The sequence below is a fragment of the Streptomyces sp. NPDC001549 genome (assembly GCF_042894025.1).
GTDB classification, from domain to species: Bacteria; Actinomycetota; Actinomycetes; order Streptomycetales; family Streptomycetaceae; genus Streptomyces; species Streptomyces kutzneri.
This window is the reverse complement of the sequence record NZ_JBIAVJ010000001.1, coordinates 490,593-513,392: the sequence shown is the minus strand read 5'-3', so window position 1 is coordinate 513,392 and position 22,800 is coordinate 490,593. Positions and strand designations below refer to the sequence as shown.

At 72.2% G+C, this 22,800-nt stretch carries 21 protein-coding genes; 8 read left to right on the top strand and 13 right to left on the bottom strand.

Annotated elements, in window-relative coordinates:
- Positions 1–39: 39 nt before the first annotated feature.
- The 6 genes from efeU to ACFY04_RS02365 form a co-directional block, all read right to left on the bottom strand.
- Positions 40–897: an iron uptake transporter permease EfeU gene (gene efeU / locus ACFY04_RS02390; protein ID WP_389113814.1), complete on the bottom strand. Its 858-nt coding sequence runs from the start codon at positions 895–897 to the stop codon at positions 40–42.
- A 25-nt stretch (positions 898–922) separates the two neighbouring features.
- Positions 923–2,218 carry an iron uptake transporter deferrochelatase/peroxidase subunit gene (efeB, locus tag ACFY04_RS02385; RefSeq protein WP_389113813.1) on the bottom strand — a complete coding sequence of 432 codons (1,296 nt, stop codon included), beginning with the start codon at positions 2,216–2,218 and terminating at the stop codon, positions 923–925.
- 32 nt (positions 2,219–2,250) lie between these two features.
- Entirely contained in the window at positions 2,251–3,402 is a 1,152-nt protein-coding gene (gene efeO, locus ACFY04_RS02380; protein WP_389113812.1) for an iron uptake system protein EfeO, read from the bottom strand.
- Positions 3,403–3,591: 189 nt separating this feature from the next.
- Positions 3,592–4,419, bottom strand: coding sequence for a heme ABC transporter ATP-binding protein (locus tag ACFY04_RS02375; RefSeq protein ID WP_389113916.1), 828 nt, complete (start codon positions 4,417–4,419; stop codon positions 3,592–3,594).
- 92 nt (positions 4,420–4,511) lie between these two features.
- On the bottom strand, positions 4,512–5,549 hold the full coding sequence (locus tag ACFY04_RS02370; protein ID WP_389113915.1) for a FecCD family ABC transporter permease: 1,038 nt from the start codon (positions 5,547–5,549) through the stop codon (positions 4,512–4,514).
- Positions 5,550–5,949: 400 nt separating this feature from the next.
- Complete coding sequence (locus ACFY04_RS02365; protein ID WP_389113811.1) at positions 5,950–6,963, bottom strand: hemin ABC transporter substrate-binding protein; 1,014 nt, start codon at positions 6,961–6,963, stop codon at positions 5,950–5,952.
- A 115-nt stretch (positions 6,964–7,078) separates the two neighbouring features.
- Between ACFY04_RS02365 and ACFY04_RS02360 the strand changes: the two genes are divergently transcribed.
- The 4 genes from ACFY04_RS02360 (at position 7,079) to ACFY04_RS02345 (ending at position 11,485) form a co-directional block, all read left to right on the top strand.
- Positions 7,079–8,485, top strand: a complete 1,407-nt coding sequence (locus ACFY04_RS02360; RefSeq protein ID WP_389113810.1) for an HtaA domain-containing protein — start codon at positions 7,079–7,081, stop codon at positions 8,483–8,485.
- Positions 8,486–8,533: 48 nt separating this feature from the next.
- Positions 8,534–9,973 carry an HtaA domain-containing protein gene (locus ACFY04_RS02355; protein ID WP_389113809.1) on the top strand — a complete coding sequence of 480 codons (1,440 nt, stop codon included), beginning with the start codon at positions 8,534–8,536 and terminating at the stop codon, positions 9,971–9,973.
- A 19-nt stretch (positions 9,974–9,992) separates the two neighbouring features.
- Positions 9,993–10,658, top strand: coding sequence for a PhzF family phenazine biosynthesis protein (locus ACFY04_RS02350; RefSeq protein ID WP_389113808.1), 666 nt, complete (start codon positions 9,993–9,995; stop codon positions 10,656–10,658).
- Between the two features lie 179 nt (positions 10,659–10,837).
- Positions 10,838–11,485, top strand: a complete 648-nt coding sequence (locus ACFY04_RS02345) for a biliverdin-producing heme oxygenase (RefSeq protein ID WP_314251161.1) — start codon at positions 10,838–10,840, stop codon at positions 11,483–11,485.
- 94 nt (positions 11,486–11,579) lie between these two features.
- Here the strand turns inward: ACFY04_RS02345 and map are convergent, their stop codons facing one another.
- Positions 11,580–12,437: a type I methionyl aminopeptidase gene (gene map, locus ACFY04_RS02340; protein WP_389113807.1), complete on the bottom strand. Its 858-nt coding sequence runs from the start codon at positions 12,435–12,437 to the stop codon at positions 11,580–11,582.
- Between the two features lie 71 nt (positions 12,438–12,508).
- Between map and ACFY04_RS02335 the strand changes: the two genes are divergently transcribed.
- Positions 12,509–12,751: a hypothetical protein gene (locus ACFY04_RS02335; RefSeq protein WP_389113806.1), complete on the top strand. Its 243-nt coding sequence runs from the start codon at positions 12,509–12,511 to the stop codon at positions 12,749–12,751.
- 3 nt (positions 12,752–12,754) lie between these two features.
- On the opposite strand, the gene ACFY04_RS02330 is transcribed toward ACFY04_RS02335, so the two are convergent.
- Positions 12,755–13,366, bottom strand: coding sequence for a hypothetical protein (locus ACFY04_RS02330; RefSeq protein WP_389113805.1), 612 nt, complete (start codon positions 13,364–13,366; stop codon positions 12,755–12,757).
- An 85-nt stretch (positions 13,367–13,451) separates the two neighbouring features.
- Between ACFY04_RS02330 and npdG the strand changes: the two genes are divergently transcribed.
- A complete protein-coding gene (gene npdG / locus ACFY04_RS02325) occupies positions 13,452–14,156 on the top strand; it encodes an NADPH-dependent F420 reductase (RefSeq protein WP_301371536.1) in 705 nt (234 codons plus the stop codon).
- Between the two features lie 73 nt (positions 14,157–14,229).
- On the opposite strand, the gene ACFY04_RS02320 is transcribed toward npdG, so the two are convergent.
- Positions 14,230–14,373, bottom strand: coding sequence for a hypothetical protein (locus ACFY04_RS02320; protein ID WP_389113804.1), 144 nt, complete (start codon positions 14,371–14,373; stop codon positions 14,230–14,232).
- Positions 14,374–14,542: 169 nt separating this feature from the next.
- On the opposite strand from ACFY04_RS02320, the gene ACFY04_RS02315 reads away from it, so the two are divergent.
- The gene (locus ACFY04_RS02315) at positions 14,543–14,734 is read left to right on the top strand and encodes a hypothetical protein (protein ID WP_266597256.1); all 192 of its coding nucleotides are present in this window, start codon (positions 14,543–14,545) and stop codon (positions 14,732–14,734) included.
- Between the two features lie 83 nt (positions 14,735–14,817).
- On the opposite strand, the gene ACFY04_RS02310 is transcribed toward ACFY04_RS02315, so the two are convergent.
- Both ACFY04_RS02310 and ACFY04_RS02305 read right to left on the bottom strand, forming a co-directional pair.
- Complete coding sequence (locus ACFY04_RS02310; RefSeq protein WP_389113803.1) at positions 14,818–16,485, bottom strand: hypothetical protein; 1,668 nt, start codon at positions 16,483–16,485, stop codon at positions 14,818–14,820.
- A 159-nt stretch (positions 16,486–16,644) separates the two neighbouring features.
- Entirely contained in the window at positions 16,645–17,445 is an 801-nt protein-coding gene (locus ACFY04_RS02305; RefSeq protein ID WP_389113802.1) for a site-2 protease family protein, read from the bottom strand.
- A gap of 73 nt (positions 17,446–17,518) precedes the next feature.
- Here ACFY04_RS02305 and ACFY04_RS02300 point away from each other — a divergent pair, with 73 nt between their 5' ends.
- On the top strand, positions 17,519–20,845 hold the full coding sequence (locus tag ACFY04_RS02300) for a BTAD domain-containing putative transcriptional regulator (RefSeq protein ID WP_389113801.1): 3,327 nt from the start codon (positions 17,519–17,521) through the stop codon (positions 20,843–20,845).
- Between the two features lie 56 nt (positions 20,846–20,901).
- Here ACFY04_RS02300 and ACFY04_RS02295 read toward each other — a convergent pair whose 3' ends face one another.
- Positions 20,902–21,753 carry an ABC transporter permease gene (locus ACFY04_RS02295; protein WP_389113800.1) on the bottom strand — a complete coding sequence of 284 codons (852 nt, stop codon included), beginning with the start codon at positions 21,751–21,753 and terminating at the stop codon, positions 20,902–20,904.
- Entirely contained in the window at positions 21,750–22,763 is a 1,014-nt protein-coding gene (locus ACFY04_RS02290) for an ATP-binding cassette domain-containing protein (RefSeq protein WP_389113799.1), read from the bottom strand. Before ACFY04_RS02290 ends, ACFY04_RS02295 begins: the two co-directional genes overlap by 4 nt.
- Positions 22,764–22,800 lie beyond the last annotated feature (37 nt).

The following is a 22,800-nucleotide window of genomic DNA, read 5'->3' as shown; positions in this document are numbered from 1 at the left end:
ACCACAGCCTGCCGGCGGCAGCCGCTCGGCCGGACACCCTCAGCCGGCGGGCGTGGAGTCCGAGTCCGCGGGCCGTACCTTCGGCGCGGCCGCCGGGCGGCCGCGGTCGACGAGGAACAGCGTCAGCACGGGGACCAGGTACAGCAGCCACACCGTGAGCTGGAGGACGGTCGGGTCGGGCTGGAAGTTGAAGATGCCCTTGAGCAGGGTCCCGTACCAGCTGTCCGGCGGGATCGTCTCGCTGATGTCGAAGGCCCTGTCGCCCAGGCCGCCCAGGAAGCGGGCCTCCTGGAGGTCGTGCACCCCGTACGCGAGCACGCCCGCGGCCACGATCACCAGCATGGCGCCGGTCCACCGGAAGAACTTCGCCAGATTGATCTTCAGCGTGCCCCGGTAGAAGAGGTACCCCAGCAGGATCGCCGTGGCGATGCCCAGCAGCACACCGATCAGCGGTGCCGAGGAACCCTCGCCACTGGCCCGTACCGACGCCCACACGAACAGGGCCGTCTCCAGGCCCTCCCGGCCGACGGCCAGGAAGGCGGTGGCGACCAGCGCCCCGGTGCCCATGGCAAGCGCCGAGTCGAGCTTGCCGTGCAGATCGGCCTTCAGATGCCGCGCGGTGCGCTTCATCCAGAAGACCATCCACGTCACCAGGCCCACGGAGATGATCGACAGAGTGCCGCCGAGCAGCTCCTGCGCCTCGAAGGTCAGCTCCTGGGTGCCGAATTCGAGCATCGCGCCGAAGGCGAGGGACAGCCCGCAGGCGATCGCGATGCCCAGCCACACGGGACGCAGGGCGTCCCTGCGCTCGGTCTTCACCAGGTACGCGACGAGGATGCAGACGACCAGGCTGGCCTCCAGCCCCTCGCGCAGGCCGATCAGATAGTTGCCGAACACGGCGGTGGTTCCTCTCCGGCGGGGACTACGCGAACAGCGTCCGGCCCCACCAGTCGTCCTTGTCACGGACGCCCGGCGGGACGGCGAAGATCGCCGAACCCACGTGCTGGATGTATTCGTTGAGGACGTCGGCCTTCGCCAGCTGGCGCTGGATCGGGATGAAGCCCTTGCGGACGTCGCGCTGGTAGGCGAGGAAGAACAGGCCCGCGTCCAGGCGGCCCAGTCCGTCCGTGCCGTCGGTGAAGGAGTAGCCGCGGCGCAGGATCGTCGCACCGTTGTTGGTGTCCGGGTGCGCGAGGCGCACGTGCGCCTCCGGCTTCATCGCCTTCAGGAACGGCTCGTCGCGCTCCTTCGACTTGCCGACCGGGGCACCCTCGCCCTTGTCGCGGCCGAAGATGTCCTCCTGCTCCTGGAGCGGGGTGCGGTCCCAGGTCTCGATGTTCATCCGGATCCGGCGCGCCACCAGGTACGAGCCGCCGGTCAGCCAGTCGCTGCCGTCGCCCGCGCCGACCCACACGTGCTTGTCCAGGGCGGCCTTGTCGGTGCCGGAGATGTTCCGGGTGCCGTCCTTGAAGCCCATCATGTTGCGCGGGGTCTGCTCGTCGGGAGTGGTCGACGAGGTCTTGCCGAAGCCGAGCTGCGACCAGCGCATCGCGGTGCGGCCGAAGCCGATGCGGGCCAGCTGGCGGATCGCGTGCACGGCGACCTGCGGGTCGTCGGCGCAGGCCTGGACGCAGAGGTCGCCGCCGGAGCGGGCCGGGTCCAGGTTGTCGCCGGGGAACAGCTCCAGGTCCACCAGTGCCTCGGGGCGCTTGCCCTCCAGCCCGAACCGGTCCTTGGCGAACAGGCCCGGACCGAAGCCGATGGTCAGGGTGAGCCGGGAGGCCTTCAGGCCCAGCGCCTCGCCCGTGTCGTCCGGCGGGGCCTCAGGGAGGCCGCCGAAGCCGCCCTCACCGACCGGCAGACCGGCCGTCATCAGCCGGGCCGCCACCGTCCACTCCTTGAGGAGCTTGATCAGTTCCTCGCGGTCCTTCGTCTTCACGTCGAAGGCCGCGAAGTGCAGGCGGTCCTGCACGGCGCTCGCTATACCGGCCTGGTGCTCGCCGTGGAACGGCACGGCCGCCCCGGCGGACGCCGCCGACACCATGTCCGTGCCGCCGCCGAAGGCCGTCACCGCACCGCCGGCCGCGGCGGCGCCGAGCGCGAACCCGGCCCCGCCCCAGCCCAGCACCGCACGCCGTGAGGGCGCGGCACCGGAAGCCGGTGCGGATGCGGCACCGTCCTGCTGCGGCTGCTGCCCAGCCGAGTCCGACTCGGTCATCGTGATCTCCCGCCTGCTTCCGTCTCTGCCGGTTACTTGGTGACCGCGGCGGCGAGCTTGGAGAGCGGCTCGGCGAGCGCGTTCACGCCGTCCGAGAGCTCCTTGCGCTCCGGCTCGCCGACCTTGTCGTACGAGGTGAACTCGTAGCTGTTCTTGTCGGTGCGGTACTTGTCCAGCAGCACGGTCAGGGCCGCGAACTGGGTGTCGAGCTGCTTGACCAGCTCCGGGTCGTTCTTCGCGGCGATCGGCTTGAGCAGCTCGTACGCCTTCTGCGCACCCTCGACGTTGGCCTTGAAGTCGACCAGGTCGGTGCGCGAGTAGCGCTCCTCCTCACCGGTGACCTTGCCGGTGGCGACCTCGTCCAGGAGCTCCTTGGCGCCGTTGGCGATCGAGGTCGGGGTGATCTCCGCCTGGCCGACCTTCTTCTGCCAGTCGGTGAGGTCCGCGATCAGGGTGTCGGCGAGCTGCTTCTCGCGGTCGCCGATCTTGTTGTCGGCCCACAGGGCCTTCTCCAGGCGGTGCCAGCCGGTCCAGTCCTTCTCCAGGTCCTGGCCGGCCTCCAGGCCGTCCTCGCGGACGTCGACCTTGGGGTCGATGTCACCGAAGGACTCGGCGACCGGCTCGGTGCGCTCCCAGCCGATGCGCGAGGTGGCGTAGAGCTTCTTCGCGCCCTCGACGTCACCGGCCTTCACCGCGTCCGCGAAGGCCTGCGCCTTCGGGAGGGTCTCCTCGGCCTGCTGGACCACGTACGCGCGGTAGGCGGCGACGGCGGCGTCCATCTCGGGGCTGCGCTTCTCCTCGCCGCCCTTGCCGGTGGCCTTGACCTTCTGGGAGATGCCGTCGCCCTTCATGCCGGGCTTGCAGACGATCTCGTAGTCGCCCGCCTTGATCTCGGCGGTGATGGAGGCCTTGGTGCCGGGGCCGATGTTCTCGCGCTCGGTCACGATGCGGGCGTCCGGGAAGAGGACGTAGACCTCGGTGACCTTGGAGCCCTTGTTCTCGACGTCGATCTGCACCTTGCCGGCCGGGAACTCCGTCTTCGACACGTCGCAGGCGCTGTCGGACGCCGCCACCTTGATCGCGCCGTCGCCGCCCGCGTCGCTCTTCTGGGAGCAGCCGGTGACGGCGGTCAGCGCGGCCGCCACGGAGGCCGCGGCGATGACAGTGAGGCGAGCGGGGCGCATAGGGGGCTCCTGGCGTCGGACGTGAGGGGCCGCCCCGAGGAGGGAGAGGCCGTTGAGGCGGACCTAACTTAACCGAGGCTTACCTCACCCATACCCCCGCGTACCGTGATTCAGCTCATACGTCTGGGTCTTGGACACGGCGCTGTCACGGCGCCCCCACGGCAGCCCCATGGCACGGTCAAGCGGAGGTCAAGCCCGTACGGGAAACACCAGCGGGGCCCCGGTGCGCGGGTGCGGGAGCACCTCCACCGGCTGCCGGTACACCCGGCTCAGCAGCTCGTCCTCGAACACCTCTGCCGGCGGGCCGTCCGCGGCGATCCGCCCGTCGTGCAGCACGGCGGCCCGGTCCGCGTAGGCGGCGGCCAGCCCCAGGTCGTGCAGGACCACGACGACGGCGTCCCCGGCCGCGGCCCGCTCCCGGCAGATGCGCAGGACGAGCTCCTGGTGGCGCAGGTCGAGGGCGGCGGTCGGTTCGTCGAGCAGCAGCAGCGGGGTCCGCTGGGCCAGTACGCGGGCCAGCGCGACCCGGGCCCGCTCACCGCCGGAGAGGGCGGAGAAGGGGCGCGCGGCGAAGTCCGTGACCTCGGTGGCGGCCATGGCGGCGGCCACCGCCTCCTCGTCGGCCTCGGCGAAGGGGGTGCCGGCCCAGGGCGCGCGGCCCATCCGTACGACGTCCTCCACCGGGAAGGGGAAGGAGAGCGCGGCCGACTGGGGGAGTACGGAGCGGCGCAGTGCGAGATCCGGGGCGCTCCAGTCGCCCACCGGGCGGCCGTCGATCCGGATCACCCCGGAGGCGGCGGGCAGGTCGGCGGCGAGCGCGCCCAGCAGCGTGGACTTGCCGGCGCCGTTCGGGCCGACCAGCGCGAGCACCTCGCCGGCCCGCGCGGTCAGGTCGATCCCGGCGAGGACCTCGCGCTGCCCGAGCCGGAGGTGCAGGTCTACGGCCTCGGCGACCGCGTCACCCGGGGCGGGGCGGGCGGGGACGGTCCTGCGCGAGCGGGTGAGCAGCCCGGACAGCGGCCCTGCCAGCTTGCTGGTCAGCGGCCCGCTCGGCTTGCTCGTCGCCTTGCCGGTCGGTTTGCTGGTCGGTTTGCTGGTCGGCTTGCTGGTCACGCCCAGCCTCCTTGCCTGCGGCGGGTGCGGCGCAGCAGCCAGAAGAAGAACGGGCTGCCGAGCAGGGCGGTCAGTACACCGAGCGGCAGCTCGGCGGGCTGGGCGAGGGTACGGGCGGCCAGGTCGCCCGCGACCAGGACGACGGCGCCGGCGAGGGCGCTGCCGGGGACCAGGAAGCGGTGGCCGGGGCCGTTGGCCATGCGCAGCAGGTGCGGGACGAGCAGGCCGATGAAGGTGATGACGCCGGCCACGGCGACGGCGGCGGCGGTGAGCAGCGCGACGACCAGGATGAGGGAGAGGCGCAGCCGCTCGACGTCGATGCCGAGGTGGCGGGCCGGGCGTTCGCCGAGGGAGAGGAGGTCGAGGCGGCGGGAGTAGAAGGGGGCGATCAGCAGGCCGGCGACGGCGCAGGGCAGAACGGCGAGGACCTTGGGCCAGGTGGCCTGGGCGAGGGAGCCGAGCTGCCAGAAGGTGATCTGGTTGACCTGGCCGCTGTCCGCGAAGAAGACGAACAGGCCGATGAGGGCGCCGGCGAAGGCGTTGACGGCGATGCCGGTGAGGATGAGGGTGACGACCTCCGTCTTCCCGCCGTTGCGGGAGAGGAGATAGACCGAGCTGACGGTGATCAGGCCGGCGACGAACGCGCAGACGGTGATGGTCCAGTTGCCGAAGAAACTGAGGCCGAGGCCGATGGCGGCGACCGCGCCGACGGCGGCGCCGGCCGAGATGCCGATGACGCCGGGCTCGGCGAGGGGGTTGCCGAAGACGCCCTGCATGAGCGCGCCCGCGCAGCCGAGGCTGGCGCCGACGAGCAGGGCGAGCACGACGCGGGGGAGACGGACGTTCCACAGCACGCTCTCGCCGACCCGGTCGAGGGGGGCTCCGCCGAGGCCGAGGTGGTGCTGGACGGAGGCGAGGACGTCGGTGAGGGGGATGTCGTAGGCGCCGACTCCTGCGGAGAGCAGGGCGAGGAGGGCGAGGGTGGTGACGAGGGCGATGGTGAGCAGTGCGGGCCTGCCGATGCCGATGCCGATGCCGGTGCCGTTGCCGGTGCCGGTGCCGTTGCGCGGCTTTGCGGGGGTGGCGGTTCCGCCGGGGCCGGGGCCGGGCGCGCGCCGGGGCGTCTCCTCGGGCGCCGAATGTGACGAGGGGTCGGACGGCGCGGCGGAAGTGCATTCGGCGCCCTGCGGGGATCGCCCCGGCACACACCCGTCCCCGTCGGAACCGCGCGGGGGGTGCACCGGCGCACTCCCGTCCCCGTCGGAACCGGTTGACCGGTCGGAGGGTGCGGTGGCGGTGGTGCGTTCGGCCTGCGGGGGTCGCCCCGGCGCACTCCCGGCCCCTGCGGGACCGTGCGGTGCCGCGTGGGTGACCTGCTTGCTGGAGGAGTCCGTGCCGGGAGCGGTCCTGGCTTCGGGGTCGTAGAGGGCCACCTCAGGCGCCCTTGCCGTAGAGCTGGGTGACCAGGGAGGAGAGGACCTGGTCGGTGCGGGGGCCGTAGTTGAGGAGGACGCCGTCGTCGACCGTGACGACCCGGCGGTCCATGCCGGCCGGGGTCTGGGCGACGCCCGGGATCTTCACCAGGCCGTCGATGCCGCCGACCGATTCGAGGCCCTTGGACATGACGAGGATCGCGTCGGGTGCGGCGGCCGCCAGGGCCTCGCTGGTGATCGGGGTGAAGTCCTTGCCGAGTCCGGAGTCCTTGCCGGTGTCGACCGCGCCGGCGGCCTCCAGCAGGGAGGCGGCGCCGGAGTCCGAACCGCCCAGCAGGTAGACGGAGGCGGTGCCGCGCAGGTAGAGGAAGGCCACCCGGGGCTTCTTGCCGGAGGCGGCCGGGATGTCCTTGCGGACGGTGGCGATCCGGTCGGCGGTGCGCTGGTTCAGCTGCGTGCCGGCCTCCTTGACGCCGAGCGCGGCGGCCACGGCGTCGATGCGCTTCGGTACGTCGTCCAGTCCCTTGGCGGGGGCGATGACGAGGACCGGGACGCCGGCGTCGCGGATCTGCTGGATCGCTTCTCCGGGGCCGCTGGTGGTCTCCGCGATGACGAGGGTCGGGCGCAGGGACAGGACGCTCTCCGCGGAGACGTCGTGTCCACGTGTCACCACCGGCAGCTGGGCGGCCTGTTCGAAGGTGGCCGTGATGTCCCGGGCGACGACCTGCTTGCCGAGGCCCAGCGTGTGGACGATCTCGTTGAGGCTGCCGCTCAGCGGGACGACCCGGTCCGCGGACGTGATGGTGACCTGGGCGCCGTCGACCGAGGGCACGGTGACCGGCAGGGCGGGCTGTGGCGCCGGGAGCGGTTCGAGCCGGTCCGGGACCGCGGCTGCGGCGGGGGCGGATGAGCCCGGGGTGGTGGCCGTACCTCCGCAGGCCGTCAGTGCGAGTGCCAGTGCTGCCACGGCAACTGCGAGACGGGGAAAGCGGTGTGACGCGGCGGGCGTAGGCACGAAGGCACCGTCCTGATCGTCCGACTGAGGTTCTGGAGACCGGGGGGTGTTCATCCGGCCGGGGTTAGCTTAGGTTAGCCTAACCTTGCTCGCTAGACCTTAGGAGGGGGCATTCATGCCCACAAGACCCGTCCGTGCGTTCGCCGTCGCCCTGTTGGCGGCCCTGCTGGGCGCTCTGCTCCCGGCGACCGCCGCCCGGGCGGGCACCGTACAGGGGGGTCGACTCGACTGGGGCATCAAATCGTCTTTCCAGAGTTATGTCACGGGTCCGGTGGCAAAAGGTGGTTTCAAGCTGAAGAGTGGCGCAGCCACGGTGGGCGGCAGCCTCTTCCGCTTCCACTCCGCGGCCGGCTCCTACGATCCCGGCTCCGGAACCTTCGAGGCCTCCTACTCGGGCGGGGTGACCTTCCAGGGCCACCAGAAGCCCGACGGCGTCTACGAGCTGGACATGGCCATCAGCCGCCCGACCGTCAAGATCTCCGGCGGCAAGGGCACTTTGTACGTGGACGTCTCCAGCAAGGCCAAGGACAGCGGCGCGGTCACCGACCAGTCGCAGGTCGCCTTCGCCTCGCTCGGCGTCGGCGGCATCAACATGAAGGGCGGCGCCGGCCCGCTGTCCCTCACGAACATCCCGGCCACCCTCACCGCGGAAGGCGCCAAGGCGTTCGCCGGCTACTACGGCGCCGGCACCCAGCTCGACCCGATCTCGCTCTCCGCCGACGTCAAGACCGCCCCGGCCGCCGAGCCCGTGCCGTCGGCGACGGCCGCGCAGCCGAGCGCCACCGCGGAGACCCCGCAGGCGCCGGGCGCCTTCGCCGACGCCGCCGTCGACTGGGGGGTACGCCGCACCTTCCGCGAGTACGTCACCGGCTCGGTCGGCCAGGGCAAGTGGACCCTCGCCGAGGGAGCCCAGGACGGCGGCGCGCTGTTCCGCTTCCCGCAGGGCAAGGGATCGTTCGACGCCGCGAAAGGCGCTCTTGACGCGGCCTTCGCCGGTACGGTCCAGTTCACCGGCGCCCACCTGGACCTCACGCTCGGCAAGATGAGCGTGAAGGTGGAGAACGGCAAGGGCGTCCTGTCCGCGGACGTCACCGCCGGCGGCGCGACGAAGAACGCCGTCCCGCTCGTGGAGTTCGACGCCAAGGGTCTGAAGACCGAGGGCAAGCTGGCCACCCTGACCGAAGCCCCGGCCACCCTCACCGAGGGCGGCTCCCAGGCCTTCAACTCCATGTACAAGGCCGGCACCGAGATGGACCCCGTCTCGCTCGCCGTCGCCCTGGACTCCACCGCCCAGCTGCCCGCCCTGCCCGACCTGGGCTCGACGGCCTCGCCCGCCCCCGCGTCCGCGTCGCCGTCCGCCGAGCCCGCCCCCGCCGCGAAGGCTGCGGAGTCCTCGAACACCGGGCTCTTCGTCGCCCTCGCCGTGGCCCTCCTGGTCCTGGCCGGCGGTGGCACCTTCCTGGTCGTGCGCAAGCGTCGTACGGCAGCCGCCCCGGCCGCGCCGACCGACACGCCCCAGTAGGCACCCCCTCCTCTCCCCCTTCCCCCGGTTCCTTCAGGAGTCCCAGCCATGTCGTCCATCCGACGCCCGATCTCGCTCGCTGCCGCGGTCCTGACCGCCGCGGCGCTCGGCGCCACCGCCTTCGCCCTGCCCGCCACCGCCGCGGGCGGCCCGCCCACCGACCCGATGAAGATCACCGGTGGCACCCTCGACTGGGGCCTGCTCGCGAGCTACCGCGCCTACGTGACCGGCATGGCCAAGGGCACCATCACCGTCGCGGACGGCGCCAGGCAGAACGAGGACGGCACCCTGCGCTTCGTCGAGCCGGCCGGCGCGTACGAGCCGGCCAACGGGCACGTGGTGAAGGCGGCCTTCAAGGGCAGCGTCACCTTCTCCTCGCCCGCCCCGCCGGCCGGCCACGGCTTCGAGGTCAAGCTCTCGGACTTCCGCATCGACACCGGCACCAAGAAGCTCACCGTGGACGTCACCAAGGGCGGCGCGACCACTCAGGACGTGCCGATGGCCACCGTGGCCTTCGCCGGCCAGGTGATGAACGGCCTGGGTACCACGCTCACCAAGGAAGCCGCGGACGCGCTCGGTTACCCGGACTACAAGGACAGGCCCGGCGACCCGCTCACCGCGAAGCTGGAGTTCGAGAAGAAGCCCGACCCCGAGCCCACCCCGGAGAACACCACCAAGAACCCGACGCCTCCGGCCGGCGACACGCAGAAGGTGCTCAGCGGCAAGCTGACGTGGGGCGTGAAGGAGTCCTTCCGCAAGTACGTGCTGAGTGCGGGGTCGATCACCCCGGCCGGCGGTGCCGCCAAGAACGGCGACACCTTCGACTTCGCCTTCGGCAAGGGCGACCTCGACGCCAAGAAGCAGAAGCTGAACGCCTCCTTCCAGGGCAACCTCCGCTTCCAGTACGCGGCCCACGGCATCGACATGACCTTCGGCAGCCCCCGCGTCGAGGCCACCGGCAAGACCGGCACCCTCTACGTGGACGTCAAGAACGCCTCCGGCGCCAAGACGGGCCTTCGCTTCGCCACGCTCGACCTCTCGAAGACCGACTACAAGACCAAGAACGGCGTCCTGGCCCTGAACGCGGTCCCGGCGGTCTTCACCGCCGAGGGCGCGGCCGCCTTCGCCAGGGACGCCACCGGCTCCATGTACAAGGCGGGCGACGCGATCGACCCGCTCACCTTCGCCGTGGCGGTGGACAAGGACGCCACCCTCCCGAGCACCGGTGGGACGACCGGCGGCTCGACGGGCGGCTCGAACGGCGGCACCACGGGCGGAACCGGCGGCACCACGGGCAGTACGACCGGCGGCACCACCGGCGGTACGGGCGGCACCGTCGGCGGCGGTTCCTCCTCCGTCGGCGGCAACCTCGCCAACACCGGCGCCGAGATCCCGGCCGGGGCCCTGCTCACCACCTCCGGTGTGGTGATAGCGGCCGGCGCGGGCGCGGTGTACCTCGCGCGCAGGCGCCGTACGGCCCAGGTCTGAGCCGTGCTTCAATTCCCGCGTGAACGATCTCGACGTGTTGAAGGTCTTCTGCGCGGGTGACGGCCGCTTCGGCAACCTGCTCGGTGTCGTACGGGACGGCCGGACCTGCCCCGACGACGCGTCGCGGCAGGCCCTGGCCGCCGAACTCGGCTACAGCGAGACGGTGTTCGTCGACGACCCCGAGCGCGGGGTCGTCGACATCCGCACCCCCGGCACGCGCATGTCCTTCGCGGGACATCCGCTGGTCGGGGCCGCGTGGTTGCTGGACATCGAAGAGCTGCAGCCGCCCGCCGGATCCGTATGGGCCCGTGACGACGGGGAGTTCACCTGGATCACGGCCCGCCCCGAGTGGGTCGAGGGCAAGCGCACCGAGCAGTACGGATCCGTCGCCGAGGTCGAGGCGCTGCCCGCCCCGCCGCCCGGCGAGGGCTGGTTGTACGCCTGGGCCTGGGAGGACGAGGCCGCGGGCCGCGTGCGGGCCCGGGGCTTTCCGCGCCGCCCCGACGGGATCATCACCGAGGACGAGGCCACCGGCTCGGCGGCGATCCTGCTGACGGCCCAGCTGAACCGCGCCCTGAACATCACCCAGGGCGCCGGATCCCAGATCCTCACCGCTCCCGGCCCGGACGGCACCGTGGAGATCGGCGGCCGCGTCCGCTTCGCCCCGACCCCGGACAGGATCTGACACACCCCTTTCCGGTCCCACCTGCTCCTCATCGGGTGGCTCACGCCCCGGGCCTTCTCGGGCGGCTGATTTTTTACCGACAAGGCGTCGGGAACTCATTGACTTAGGCAAGCCTAAGTAGGAGGATCGGGCGTGACGGTGATGCCGCCGCGCCTGTTTCCTCTTCCTGGAGGTCCGCCTTGGACGCCTTCTCTACGGTCATCCGCGTCGCCTCGCACGAGCAGCACACCGAGGCAGAGACGTCGACCTTCATGAGCGATCTGCTGGGTGGACGGCTCGGCGTGGACGCGTACACGCGCTACACCGAGCAACTGTGGTTCGTGTACCGGGCCCTGGAGGACGCGGCCGAATCGCTCAAGGACGACCCGGTGGCCGGCCCGTTCATCCAGCCCGAGCTCATGCGCGTCGCCGAGATCGAGCGCGACCTCGCCCACCTGGTGGGACCGGACTGGCGGGAGAGCGTGGTGGCCCTGCCCGCGACGCGTGCGTACGCCGACCGGGTGGCCGAGTGCGCGGCGCAGTGGCCGGGCGGGTACGTCGCCCACCACTACACCCGCTACCTGGGCGACCTCTCCGGCGGCCAGATCATCCGCGACAAGGCCGAGCGCACCTGGGGCTTCGAGCGCAAGGGCGACGGCGTCCGGTTCTACGTCTTCGCGGACATCTCCAACCCGGCGGCCTTCAAGCGGACCTACCGCGAGCTGCTGGACGCCATAGCGGCGGACGACCTGGAGAAGCAGCGCATCATCGACGAGTGCAAGCGCGCCTTCGACTTCAACGGCGCGGTCTTCCGGGAGCTGGGCGAGCAGTTCCCGCTCAGCGCGTAGCCCCCGGGGAGTCCGCGGGAACAGGGCCGGGCCCGGTGCACAGGTGCACCGGGCCCGGTCGTGGTCGCGGAGAGACCGCTGGAACGGCCAGGGCCTAGGGAAGGGTCAGGATCTCCGCGCCGGAGTCCGTGACCACCAGCGTGTGCTCGAACTGCGCGGTCCGCTTGCGGTCCTTCGTGACGACCGTCCAGCCGTCCTCCCACATGTCGTACTCGTGGGTGCCCAGCGTCAGCATCGGCTCGATGGTGAAGGTCATGCCGGGCTCGATGACGGTGGTGGCGTGCGGGTTGTCGTAGTGCGGGACGATCAGGCCCGAGTGGAAGGACGTGTTGATGCCGTGGCCGGTGAAGTCACGGACCACGCCGTAGCCGAACCGCTTCGCGTACGACTCGATGACCCGGCCGATGATGTTGATCTGGCGGCCCGGCTTGACGGCCTTGATGGCCCGGTTCAGTGCCTCCCGGGTGCGCTCCACCAGCAGCCGCGACTCCTCGTCCACCTCCCCGCACAGGTAGGTCGCGTTGTTGTCGCCGTGCACGCCGCCGATGTACGCGGTCACGTCGAGGTTCACGATGTCGCCGTCGCGCAGGACGGTGGAATCGGGGATGCCGTGGCAGATGACCTCGTTCACGGAGGAGCACAGCGACTTCGGGAAGCCCCGGTAACCGAGCGTCGAGGGGTAGGCCCCGTGGTCGCACATGTACGCGTGGGCGACCCGGTCGAGCTCGTCGGTGGTCACCCCCGGCGCGATCAGCTTCGCGGCCTCTTCCATCGCCTGGGCGGCGATCCGGCCGGCGATGCGCATGGCCTCGATGGTCTCGGCCGACTGCACCTCCGGTCCGGTGTACGGAGTGGGTGCGGGCTTGCCCACGTACTCGGGCCGGCGGATGTTTCCGGGAACGGAACGGACGGGAGAGAGCTCGCCTGGTACGAGCAGCGACTGGCCAGACATGCGAGCGAGTGTATCCAGCGGGGATGGGGCAGCATGGCGGGATAGAGCGGTATGAGAGGAGCCCGACGACGATGGCCCTGTTCAAGAAGCGTCAGGTGGGCAAACCCGGCGAGTGGTACTACTGCCTGGTCCACAAGAAGGTCGAGGAGGGCCCCGACTGCCCGGCCAAGGACCGGTTCGGCCCGTACGGCACCCCGGAGGAGGCGAACCACGCCATGGAGACGGCGCAGGAACGCAACCTCGAATGGCAGAACGACCCCAAGTGGAACGACAGGACCCGCGAGGACGAAGAGGGCGGCACGGGCGGGGCGTAGGCCCTACCAGCGGCTGGGCGGCGGCGCGGTCAGGTGGTCGGCCAGCCGCGCCAGCCGGTCCCTGAACCGGCGCGGTCCGCGCCGCACCGGCACGGTGTTCTCCCCGGCCGCCGCGCTGACCAGGTGCTGCACGGTGTCCAGGTCCATCCCGTCCTCCGGCACCGGTGCCGGTACCGACAGCGCGTCATGGGCGAGCGTGCACAGATCCGGGTCCCCGCCGTCCAGGGACAGTACGGTCGCCCCCGCCCGCCGCGCGTCGTGGACGCGCTCCAGCAGCCCCTCACCCGGTGCCCCCGGAGCCACCACCAGCAGCGTGTGCCCGCGCCGGGCCGCCGCCAGCCGGCCCAGCCCCACCGACAGGTGCGGCGGCTCCCCGGGCCGCACGTGGTGGCGTACGAGCGTGGGCGCCAGCTCCGGCAGACCCGACCAGGCGGCCTCGTCCACCAGGTGCGCCGCCAGATGCCAGGGCTCGTAGCCCTCGGTCCCCACCAGCAGCAGGTGACCGCCGCCCGGTACGACGGACCGGCGCAGCGATCCGGCGAAGCGGCGCGCGGCACCCGGCCACTGCGTACCGGCGAGCACCTCGCGCAGCAGCGCGACCCTCACGGCGTCCATATCGGCATCCTGCACCATGCGGGCGACACGGGGGAGCGGTTCCCTCCCCTTCGACTGTGGACTACCCGGCAGTACCCTCGCCCCCATGACTTCCTCAGACAACACGCAGAAGCCGCCGGTCAAGGACCCGTGGGAGCTGCCGGACGTGTCCGGCCTCGTCGTCGGCGTCCTCGGCGGCACCGGTGACCAGGGCCGGGGCCTGGCCTACCGGCTCGCCAGGGCCGGCCAGAAGGTGATCATCGGCTCCCGCGCCGCCGACCGCGCGCAGACCGCGGCCGGCGAACTGGGCCTCGGCGTGGAGGGCGCGGACAACGCCGAGTGCGCGCGCCGCAGCGACATCGTCATCATCGCGGTGCCGTGGGAGGGCCACGCCAAGACCCTCGAAGCGCTGCGCGAGGACCTCGCGGGCAAGCTCGTGGTGGACTGCGTCAACCCGCTCGGCTTCGACAAGCAGGGCGCCTACGCCCTCCAGGTCGAAGAGGGCAGCGCCGCCCAGCAGGCCGCCGCGCTGCTCCCGGACTCCCGCGTCACCGCCGCCTTCCACCACCTCTCGGCCGTCCTGCTCCAGGACGAGTCGATCGACGAGATCGACACCGACGTGATGGTCCTCGGCGAGGTCCGCGCCGACACGGACATCGTCCAGGCCCTGGCCGCCCGCATCCCGGGCATGCGCGGCGTCTTCGCCGGCCGCCTGCGCAACGCCCACCAGGTCGAGTCCCTGGTGGCCAACCTGATCTCCACCAACCGCCGTTACAAGGCCCACGCGGGCCTGCGCGTCACGGACCTCTGACCCGGGTCCCCACGCCACCCCCGAAGCCGCACCCGGCGGCCCGGCCCGCAGGCCCGGACCGCCGGGAACCGGATCAGCCCCGGCGGCCGCCGCGCGCCTCGAAGGCGCCCAGGTGGGCCACCACCCCGTGGTAGAAGCGGTCGACCGCGGCGTCGACGCCGCGGATGAAACCGGGCTCCGTCGCGGGCCGAGCAGGCCGGGCTGATCGTTCTGTCACGCCCGGATACGGCGCGTACCCGCCGAACCTAGTGCCACGGGGTGCAGAAGATCAGGTGAAGCCGGAAACGAGCCGGATGGGATCGCCGGCGCTCTTACGGCAGCACTGCGGGGCATGGGGGACACTGGAGTGGCTCGACCCCGTTCAGTGTTTCCGAGGAGCTCTTTCCATGCCCCGCCTTGCCGTCTTCGCCCTTGTCGTCTGCGCCTGTGCGGTGGCCGCGGCCGTCGTCGCCTTCGTCGAAGGCAGCTTCCTCGGGATCGTCTGGGTGCTGCTGGCCGGCCTCACGTCCAACATGGCCTGGTACTACCTGCGCAAGGCGAAGGCCGAGAAGGCCTCCGCCGCGCGCCAGGTCGGCTAGGCCGTCTCGTCCGGCAGGATCCGGACGAGACGGCCCGGGAACCGCCCGGGCGGCCTCGGGGGTGTCCGGGGGCGTCCGGTGGGTCAGACGGCCGGGCCGAAACCGGTGACCGTGGGGTGCGGGGTGGCCGTGCCCGTACCCGGGAAGACGGTGACCTTGCCGGTGGCGTCCGCGGACCACAGGTCCGGCAGGCCGTCACCCGTGAGGTCGCCGTCGGAGCCGACGCGCGGGTGCGCGGCCGGGGTCAGGGTGGACAGGACCGGCCCGGCGGCCGGGTTCACGAAGGCGGAGAAGTCCGGTGCGTCAGCGGTGCCCTTGACGGAGAAGGCGCGGATCGCGCCGTCCGCCCGGGAGCGGGCCCACAGGGTCGGGAAGTCCGTGCCCTGCGCCCGGCCCGGGGTGAGCAGGTCGTAGCCGGCCCAGTGGGTGTCGTCGCCGGAGAGGAGCGTGGCCGTCCGCAGCCGGATGCCGCCCAGCTTCGCGAGCCACAGCCGCCCGTTCTCGACGAACAGCAGGGAGCTGCGGGGCAGGAGGCCGTTGACCGCGCTGTCGCCGGTCGGCGATCCGTACGCGGCGATCTGCGTGACCTTCGACCAGTCCGGACCGAACCCGTGCTGAGCGCAGTCGATGACGGAACCTGCCGTGTCCAGGCACGTGGCGGGCTTGCCCAGGTGGATCGGGCTCTGGTCCGTGAAGCGGCCCGCCCCGTCGTTGTTGAACCGGTAGATGTACTCCCCGCCGGGGGCATGGGCCACCAGGTCGTCGACCGTCTGCTCACCCAGCGACCCTCGGTGGGTGTACTGAACGCCCGCCCAGCTCTCGCCGCCGCCCGGGGCGGCCAGGTGGTGGGCGTTCGCGGGGTCCAGCGGGTTCGAGCCCCGCTTGCGGAGGCTGCCCGCCGCATCCGGGACGAGGACGTCCGGCTTTCCGTCGGCGTCGATGTCGCCGAAGGCTGCGGGCTTGGCGGCGGGCTGCGCGTAGTAGTACGCCTCCGCCTGGCCGAGGTTGCCCGCGTTGTCCCTGGTCTGGAGGTACACCGCCTGGCTGCCCCAGGTGGCGGGCTTGACCTTGATGTCGGCCGAGCCGTCCGTCAGCCGGAGGACGCGCGAGTCGGTCGCCTCGTCCGCGCAGCTCCAGCCGACCGGGAAGACGGGGCTCGTCTGCCAGCGGGCGCAGGCGATTCCCGAGCCGCCGTCGGTGCCCTTCAGGGTGAAGGTGGCCTCCTCGCCGACCTTCTTGGGGGTCTCGTCCGTGGTGACCTCGGCGGTGGGCCGGGTGTGGTCCACGCGGAAGTAGCACCAGGCCGTGTACGGGCTGGTCAGCTTCCCGTCGGTGGCCCGGGCCCGCCATGCGTACTGGCCGCCGTCCTTCAGCAGGTCGCGGGGGAGGTTCGTGGCGGCCTCGGGGTAGGTGGACCACGAGGTCGGGAAGTCGGTGCGCCTGCCCCCGTACGCGTTGTCCCACAGCTGGAACGTCGTCTGCAGCTGGGCGTTGGACGCCGAGGTGGCGGTGACCTTGGTGGTGACGTCGTTCAGGCCGATCCAGCCGGCTCCGGACCCTGCATACGGGTCGGTGTAGCAGTCGGAGTACTGCTCCTCGCCGGCGAAACCGGGGGCCGGGCTGGTGCGGGGCGCCGTGACCTCGGGTGCCGCCGGGTCGGCGGCGGCCGAGGCCGGCGCCGCGGCGGCCAGGCCGAGAGCCAGCGACAGGGCCGCCGCGGGCAGGGCGCGCAAGCGCGTTCTGGGTGTCATGTGTGCGAAATCCCCCTGAGATCACTGCTGTTGATCGGTCGGATCCGTTGCAGTATTTCCGAAAGGAATAGCAGATCGCACTGACATTTGACCGGGTGAGCGGCTCGGGCCGGGCCGAGCTCTCCGAGCTCTCCGAGCTCTCCGCCCGGCACCGGGCCGTCAGTCCTGCGGGACGGCGCAGAAGCTGCCGGTCTCCCGCCAGAAGTTGTAGAGCTCGCGGCCGCAGTACGTCTCCAGGTCCGACACGCCGAGCGCCGATATCACGCCGTCCACCACGCCGAAGAAGAACGCGTTGACCCCCGGGATCCACAGCAGCGCGAACACGGCCAGCAGGCCGAACTGCGCCAGCGGCTCCATCTCGCGGCGCACCCGGTACGACAGCCAGGGCTCGATGACCCCGTAGCCGTCCAGGCCCGGTACCGGCAGGAAGTTCAGGATCGCCGCCGAGACCTGCAGCATGGCGAGGAAGGCGAGCGCGTAGCGGAACGCCAGCGGCACCCCGTCGAGGGCGTCCAGCCAGAACGGGGCCGTGCACACCACGGCGAACGCCACGTTGGTCAGCGGGCCCGCCGCCGAGATGAGGCTGTGCTTCCAGCGGCCCTGGATCCGGTTGCGCTCGATGAACACCGCGCCACCGGGCAGGCCGATGCCGCCCAGGATCACGAAGATCACCGGCAGCACGATGCTGAGCAGCGCGTGCGTGTACTTGAGCGGATTCAGGGTCAGGTAGCCCTTGGCGCCCACCGTGAGGTCACCTCCGTGCAGCGCCGTGCGGGCGTGCGCGTACTCGTGCAGGCACAGGGAGACGATCCACGCCGACGTCACGAAGAGGAACACGGCGAGTCCCGGGCTCGCCGCGTACCCCGTCCACACCGCCCAGCCCGTGACGGCCATGATCGCGAAAATGCCGAGGAATACCGAACTGATCCGCCGCTCGCCGCGGCTGCCCTGATGACCCATGCCGGGAAACCTATCCCGCAGGCCTGACGGAAAACGGTGCGGGTCCGGTGCCGGGTGCGGGGACAATGGGCCGGTGCGTTACGCGATCCTCGGAACCGCCCAGGCCATCCACGACGACGGGACCCCCGTCGCCGTCGGCGGAGCACGCCTTCGGGCGCTCCTGACAGCGCTCGCGCTGCGGCCGGGGCGGGTGGTGCCCGCCCGGCTGCTCGTCGCCGAGGTGTGGGACGGCGATCCGCCGGCCGACGCGGTGGCGGCCCTGCAGGCGCTGGTCGCCCGGCTGCGGCGGGCGCTCGGGCACACGGCCGTGCGCTCCGCGGAGGGCGGCTACCAGCTGGCCGCCGAGCGCGAGGACGTCGACCTGTACCGCTTCGAGCGGCTGGTCCGGGCCGGAGGCCAGGCGCCGGAACCGGCCGAGGCGGCGGCCCTGTACGAGGAGGCCCTGGCCCTGTGGCGCGGACCGGCCCTCGCCGACCTGCCGGACCCGGCCGCGGAGGCCGCGCGCTGGGAGGCCGTACGGATGGACGCGCGCCGGGGGCGGCTCGCGGCGGGCCTGGCCATGGGCGAGGCGGAGCGGTGCCTGCCGGAGCTGACCGCGATGTGCGCGCAGCAGCCGCTGGACGAGCCGCTGCACACCCTGCGCATACGGGCCCTGCGCGACGCGGGCCGCCCGGCGGAGGCGCTGGCCGAGTACGACAGCCTGCGCCGGGAGCTGTCCGACCGGCTGGGCACGGACCCGGGCCCGGAACTGCGGGCCCTGCACGCCGAACTGCTGACCTCGGACGGGCACCCGCCGACCGCCGACGCTGCTGCCGCCGGTGCCGGTGCCGCGCCCGCCGCCGTCGTGGCCCCGGCCGCCCCCGCGTCCGCGGGAAATCTGCGGGCGCGCCTGACCACCTTCGTCGGCCGTGAGGACGACATCCGCACCATCGGGGACGACCTCGCGCGGGCCCGCCTCGTCACGCTCCTCGGGCCCGGCGGCGCCGGCAAGACGCGGCTGTCCCAGGAGGCCGCCGAGGCCCAGGACGAGAGCGCCTGGCCCGACGGGGTCTGGCTCGTCGAACTCGCCCCCGTCGACGACCCCGAGGACGTCGCCGAAGCCACCCTCGCCGCGCTCGGGGCCCGGGAGACCAAGCTGCGCGGCGCCGCCGCCGAGGAACTGCGCGCCTTCACCGACCGCGCCGGGGACGACCCCCTCGACCGGCTCGCCGAGCACTGCGCACGGCGCCGGCTCCTGCTGCTGCTCGACAACTGCGAGCACGTCATCGGCGCGGCCGCCGCCCTCGCGGAACGCCTCCTCACGCACTGCCCCGACGTCCGGATCCTGGCCACCAGCCGCGAACCCCTCGGCGTCCCGGGGGAGTCCGTGCGCCCGGTGGAACCGCTGCCCGACCCGATCGCGCTGCGGCTGCTCGGCGACCGCGGGGCCGCCGCCCGCGCCGGGTTCACCGTCGAGGAGGACCCGGCCGCGGCCGCCGAGATCTGCCGCCGCCTCGACGGTCTGCCGCTCGCCATCGAGCTGGCCGCCGCCCGGCTGCGGCTGCTCACCCCGCGCCAGATCGCCGACCGCCTCGACGACCGCTTCCGCCTCCTGACCAGCGGCGCCCGTACCGTCCTGCCCCGCCAGCAGACCCTGCGCGCCGTCGTCGACTGGTCCTGGGACCTGCTCGACGAGGCCGAACGCACGGCCCTGCGCCGGCTGTCCGTCTTCGCCGGCGGCTGCGACCTCGCCGCCGCCGAGGCCGTCTGCGCCGACCCGTCCGACCCCGCTTCCTACGACGCCGCCGACGTCCTCGGCTCCCTCGTCGACAAGTCCCTCGTCGTGGCCGCCCCCGGCCCCGACGGCCGCGGCATGCGCTACCGACTGCTGGAGACGGTCGGCGAGTACGCCGCCGAACGCCTCGCCGATACCGCCGGCGACCGCGAGGCCACCGAGCACCGCCACCTCGTCCACTACCGGGAGCTCGCCCGCACCACCGAGCCGCTGCTGCGCGGCCACGGCCAGCGGGCGGCCGCCGACCGGCTCGCCACCGAGTACGAGAACCTGCGTACCGCCCTGCGCCGCGCCGTCGCCGTACGCGACGCCGACGAAGCCCTGTGCCTGGTCCACTCGCTCGGCTGGTACTGGCACATGCACGACCTGCGCTCCGAGTCCCGGCACTGGGCCGAGGCCACCGCCACCCTCGGCCCCAACCCCTTCGAGCCGCCCTTCGTCCCCGCCGAGCCCGTCTACGAAAGGCTCGTCGACACGCCGCCGCCCTACTCCGGCGAAACGCGTACCGAAGGCTGGCGCGCCCTCAACCTGGTCCTGCTGGCCTCCCGCGACCAGACCAACGAGACCTGGAACACCCCCTCGGTCCGCGCCCTGATCGACGGGGTCCTCGCCACCTACCGGCCCGGACTGCCGCAGACCTGCCAGACCCCCGCCTCCCTGTGGATCTACGCCGTCATGATCGCCGGCGACCCCGGGCTGCTCCAGCGGGTCGTCGACGCGACCGTCACGACCGCCCGCGAGCTCGGCTACCGCTGGGAACTGGCCTCCGCGCTCCAGCTGCGCGCCAACATCCTCGCGAACCGGGCCGACTGGGCCGGGGACGCCTCGCGCGACGCCGACGAGAGCCTGGCCCTGTTCCGTGAACTCGGCGACGCCTGGGGCTGCGCCGAGGCGCTGTCCGCCCGCGCCGAGGCCCGGGAGAAGCGCGGCGCGTACGCACTGGCCGCCCGCGACTTCCAGGAGGCCATCGCCTACGCCGAACGCCTCGGCGCGATGGCCCAGGTGACGGTGCTGCGCGTACGGATGGCCGGGACGCTGACCGAGGCCGGCCGGATCGAGGAGGCCGAGCGGATCCTCACCGAGATCACCGCGACGGTGCAGCGGTACGGCAACGAGGCCATGCCCGCCGCCCGGATGTTCCTCGCGGGCATCCTCGGCCGCACGGGCCGGATCTCCGAGGCGCGCGCCCAGCTGCAGCTCCTGCGGGACGAGTTCGCCTTCGGCGCGTTCGCCATCTTCGACGGTTTCCTGCTCGGCACGATGGCCTGGCTGGACAACCGGCAGGGGCTGTACGAGGAGGCCCTCGGCCGGCTGCGCCAGGGCATGGGCACCGCCCTGGACCCGATGGCGCGGATGGTGGCCCCGCAGATGCCCGCGGTCTACCTGCTGACGGCGGCCCTCTCGCTGGTCTCGCTCGGCGGTCGGCGCCGGGAGTACGACGCCGCCAGGCTGCTGGGTGCCTACCGGGCGCAGCTGCCGCCCGCGCACTTCCCGGTCACGACGGAGCGCGAGGACCACGCCCGCGCGCAGGAGCTGGCCCGGGCGGCGCTGGGCGAAGCCGTCTACGAGAAGGCATACGCCGAAGGCGGCGGCCTCTCCCTGGAGGAGGCCACCGCCCTCATCTGACCCGGCCCCCGGCCGGTGCCCGTCCGGGACGCGATCCGAACGGATCGGTCCGCGGGTCAGGTCTTCTGGCGGAACTTCCGTACCGCGAGCGGCATGGTGACCGCGGTGATGGCCAGCGACCAGGCCAGGGTCATCCACACCGAGTCGCCCACCGGCGTCCCGTTGATCAGGGCCCGGGCCGCGTCGGCCAGGTTGGACAGCGGGTTGTAGTCCGTGAAGGTCTGCAGCCAGCCCGGCATGGTGGACGGCATGGCGAAGATGGAGCTGCCGAACTGGAGCGGCATGAGGACCATCATGGCCATGCCCTGGACGGCCTGTGCGGAGCTCAGGGTGAGACCCAGCAGGATGAAGATCCACATCAGCGCGCTGCCGAAGACGACCGACAGGCCGATGGACAGGAACAGGTCCACGATCGAGCCCTTGATCGACAGGCCCAGGATGAAGCCCATGCCCAGCAGGATCGTGATGGCGACGAGCATCCGGCCGATCTCGACGACGATCTTGGCGAGGAGTACGGACGACCGGGCGATCGGCATGGACCGGAACCGGTCCATCACGCCCTTCTTGAAGTCGTCGTTGACGCCGGTGCCCACCGCCATGGCGATGTTCATGCCCATCATGGCCATGAGGCCCGGGACCAGGTAGCTGACGTACTGGCTCTGGTTGCCCTTGCCGGAGACGGCGCCGCCGAAGACGAACACGAACAGCAGCGTGAAGATGATCGGCATGAACAGGACGTCGAACATCGACTCGGGGTCCTGCTTGATCTGCAGGGCGTTGCGGCGCACGAGCGCGCCGATGTGCCGCAGGTTGGCGCGCAGTCCGATCCGGCCCTCGCCGGACCGGCCGTCCACCGGAGCCGGACCGGAGGCGGTGGGAGCGGGCTTCGTCGTGGTTACGGTGCTCATGCCGCGACCTCCTCGGTCTTCTCGGTGGGAACGGAGTCCTCGACGGAGAGGGGCTTCTGGCCGGTGATGGCCAGGAACACCTCGTCCAGGCTGGGCAGGTAGGTGCCGAGATCGGCGATCGCGTACCCGCGGGCGGCCAGCAGGCCGACGACGGCCGTCAGCTGCTCGTCGCTGAGGATCGGGACCAGCAGCACGCCCTCGTCCGGCACGGCCTGGCTGCCGGCCACGCCGTCCAGTCCGGCCTCGGCCAGCGCCCGGGCCATGCCCGGCAGGTCCGAGGCCGCCACGGGGCGGATCTTCAGGGTGCGGCCGCCGACGCGCGCCTTCAGCTCGTCGACCTTGCCGTTGGCGATGACCTTGCCGCGGTCGATGACCGTCAGCTCGCTGGCGAGCTGCTCGGCCTCCTCCATGTACTGGGTGGTGAGCAGCACGGTGGCGCCCTCGGCGACCAGGCGCTGGACCTCGTCCCACACCTCGTTGCGGGTGCGGGGGTCGAGACCGGTGGTCGGCTCGTCCAGGTAGAGCACGGCCGGGTTGCCGATCAGGGAGGCGGCGAGGTCGAGCCGGCGGCGCATACCGCCGGAGTAGTGCATGGCGGCCTTCTTGCCCGCCTCGGTCAGGGAGAACCGCTCCAGCATCTCGTCCGCGCGGCGGCGGGCGTCCTTGCGGGAGAGGTCGAGCAGCCGCCCGATCATGTAGAGGTTCTCCCAGCCGGAGAGCTTCTCGTCGACCGAGGCGTACTGGCCGGTGAGGCCGATGGTGCGGCGCAGCTGCCGCGGCTGGCGGACCACGTCGAAGCCGGCGACGACCGCGGTGCCGGCGTCCGGGGTGATCAGGGTGGAGAGGCAGCGGACGAGCGTGGTCTTGCCGGCGCCGTTGGGGCCGAGGACCCCGAGGACCGTGCCCTCCCGTACGTCCAGGTCGACACCGTCGAGGGCCTTGGTCTCGCCGTAGTGCTTGACCAGCCCCCGTACCTCCACGGCGTTGGGCTTGTTGTCGTTTCGCGTCATGCCCTCATGGGACCAGCCGCCACTGACAAAGCACCGA

Excerpts from the sequence above, each read along its gene's own strand:
- ACFY04_RS02360 (WP_389113810.1), top strand. The coding sequence starts at position 7,079 with ATGCCCACAAGACCCGTCCGTGCGTTCGCCGTCGCCCTGTTGGCGGCC.
- ACFY04_RS02310 (WP_389113803.1), bottom strand. The coding sequence starts at position 16,485 with ATGACACCCAGAACGCGCTTGCGCGCCCTGCCCGCGGCGGCCCTGTCG.
- ACFY04_RS02335 (WP_389113806.1), top strand. The coding sequence starts at position 12,509 with ATGGCCCTGTTCAAGAAGCGTCAGGTGGGCAAACCCGGCGAGTGGTAC.
- ACFY04_RS02330 (WP_389113805.1), bottom strand. The coding sequence starts at position 13,366 with ATGGACGCCGTGAGGGTCGCGCTGCTGCGCGAGGTGCTCGCCGGTACG.
- ACFY04_RS02290 (WP_389113799.1), bottom strand. The coding sequence starts at position 22,763 with ATGACGCGAAACGACAACAAGCCCAACGCCGTGGAGGTACGGGGGCTG.
- efeB (WP_389113813.1), bottom strand. The coding sequence starts at position 2,218 with ATGACCGAGTCGGACTCGGCTGGGCAGCAGCCGCAGCAGGACGGTGCC.
- npdG (WP_301371536.1), top strand. The coding sequence starts at position 13,452 with ATGACTTCCTCAGACAACACGCAGAAGCCGCCGGTCAAGGACCCGTGG.
- map (WP_389113807.1), bottom strand. The coding sequence starts at position 12,437 with ATGTCTGGCCAGTCGCTGCTCGTACCAGGCGAGCTCTCTCCCGTCCGT.
- ACFY04_RS02315 (WP_266597256.1), top strand. The coding sequence starts at position 14,543 with ATGCCCCGCCTTGCCGTCTTCGCCCTTGTCGTCTGCGCCTGTGCGGTG.
- efeO (WP_389113812.1), bottom strand. The coding sequence starts at position 3,402 with ATGCGCCCCGCTCGCCTCACTGTCATCGCCGCGGCCTCCGTGGCGGCC.
- ACFY04_RS02355 (WP_389113809.1), top strand. The coding sequence starts at position 8,534 with ATGTCGTCCATCCGACGCCCGATCTCGCTCGCTGCCGCGGTCCTGACC.
- ACFY04_RS02295 (WP_389113800.1), bottom strand. The coding sequence starts at position 21,753 with ATGAGCACCGTAACCACGACGAAGCCCGCTCCCACCGCCTCCGGTCCG.
- ACFY04_RS02305 (WP_389113802.1), bottom strand. The coding sequence starts at position 17,445 with ATGGGTCATCAGGGCAGCCGCGGCGAGCGGCGGATCAGTTCGGTATTC.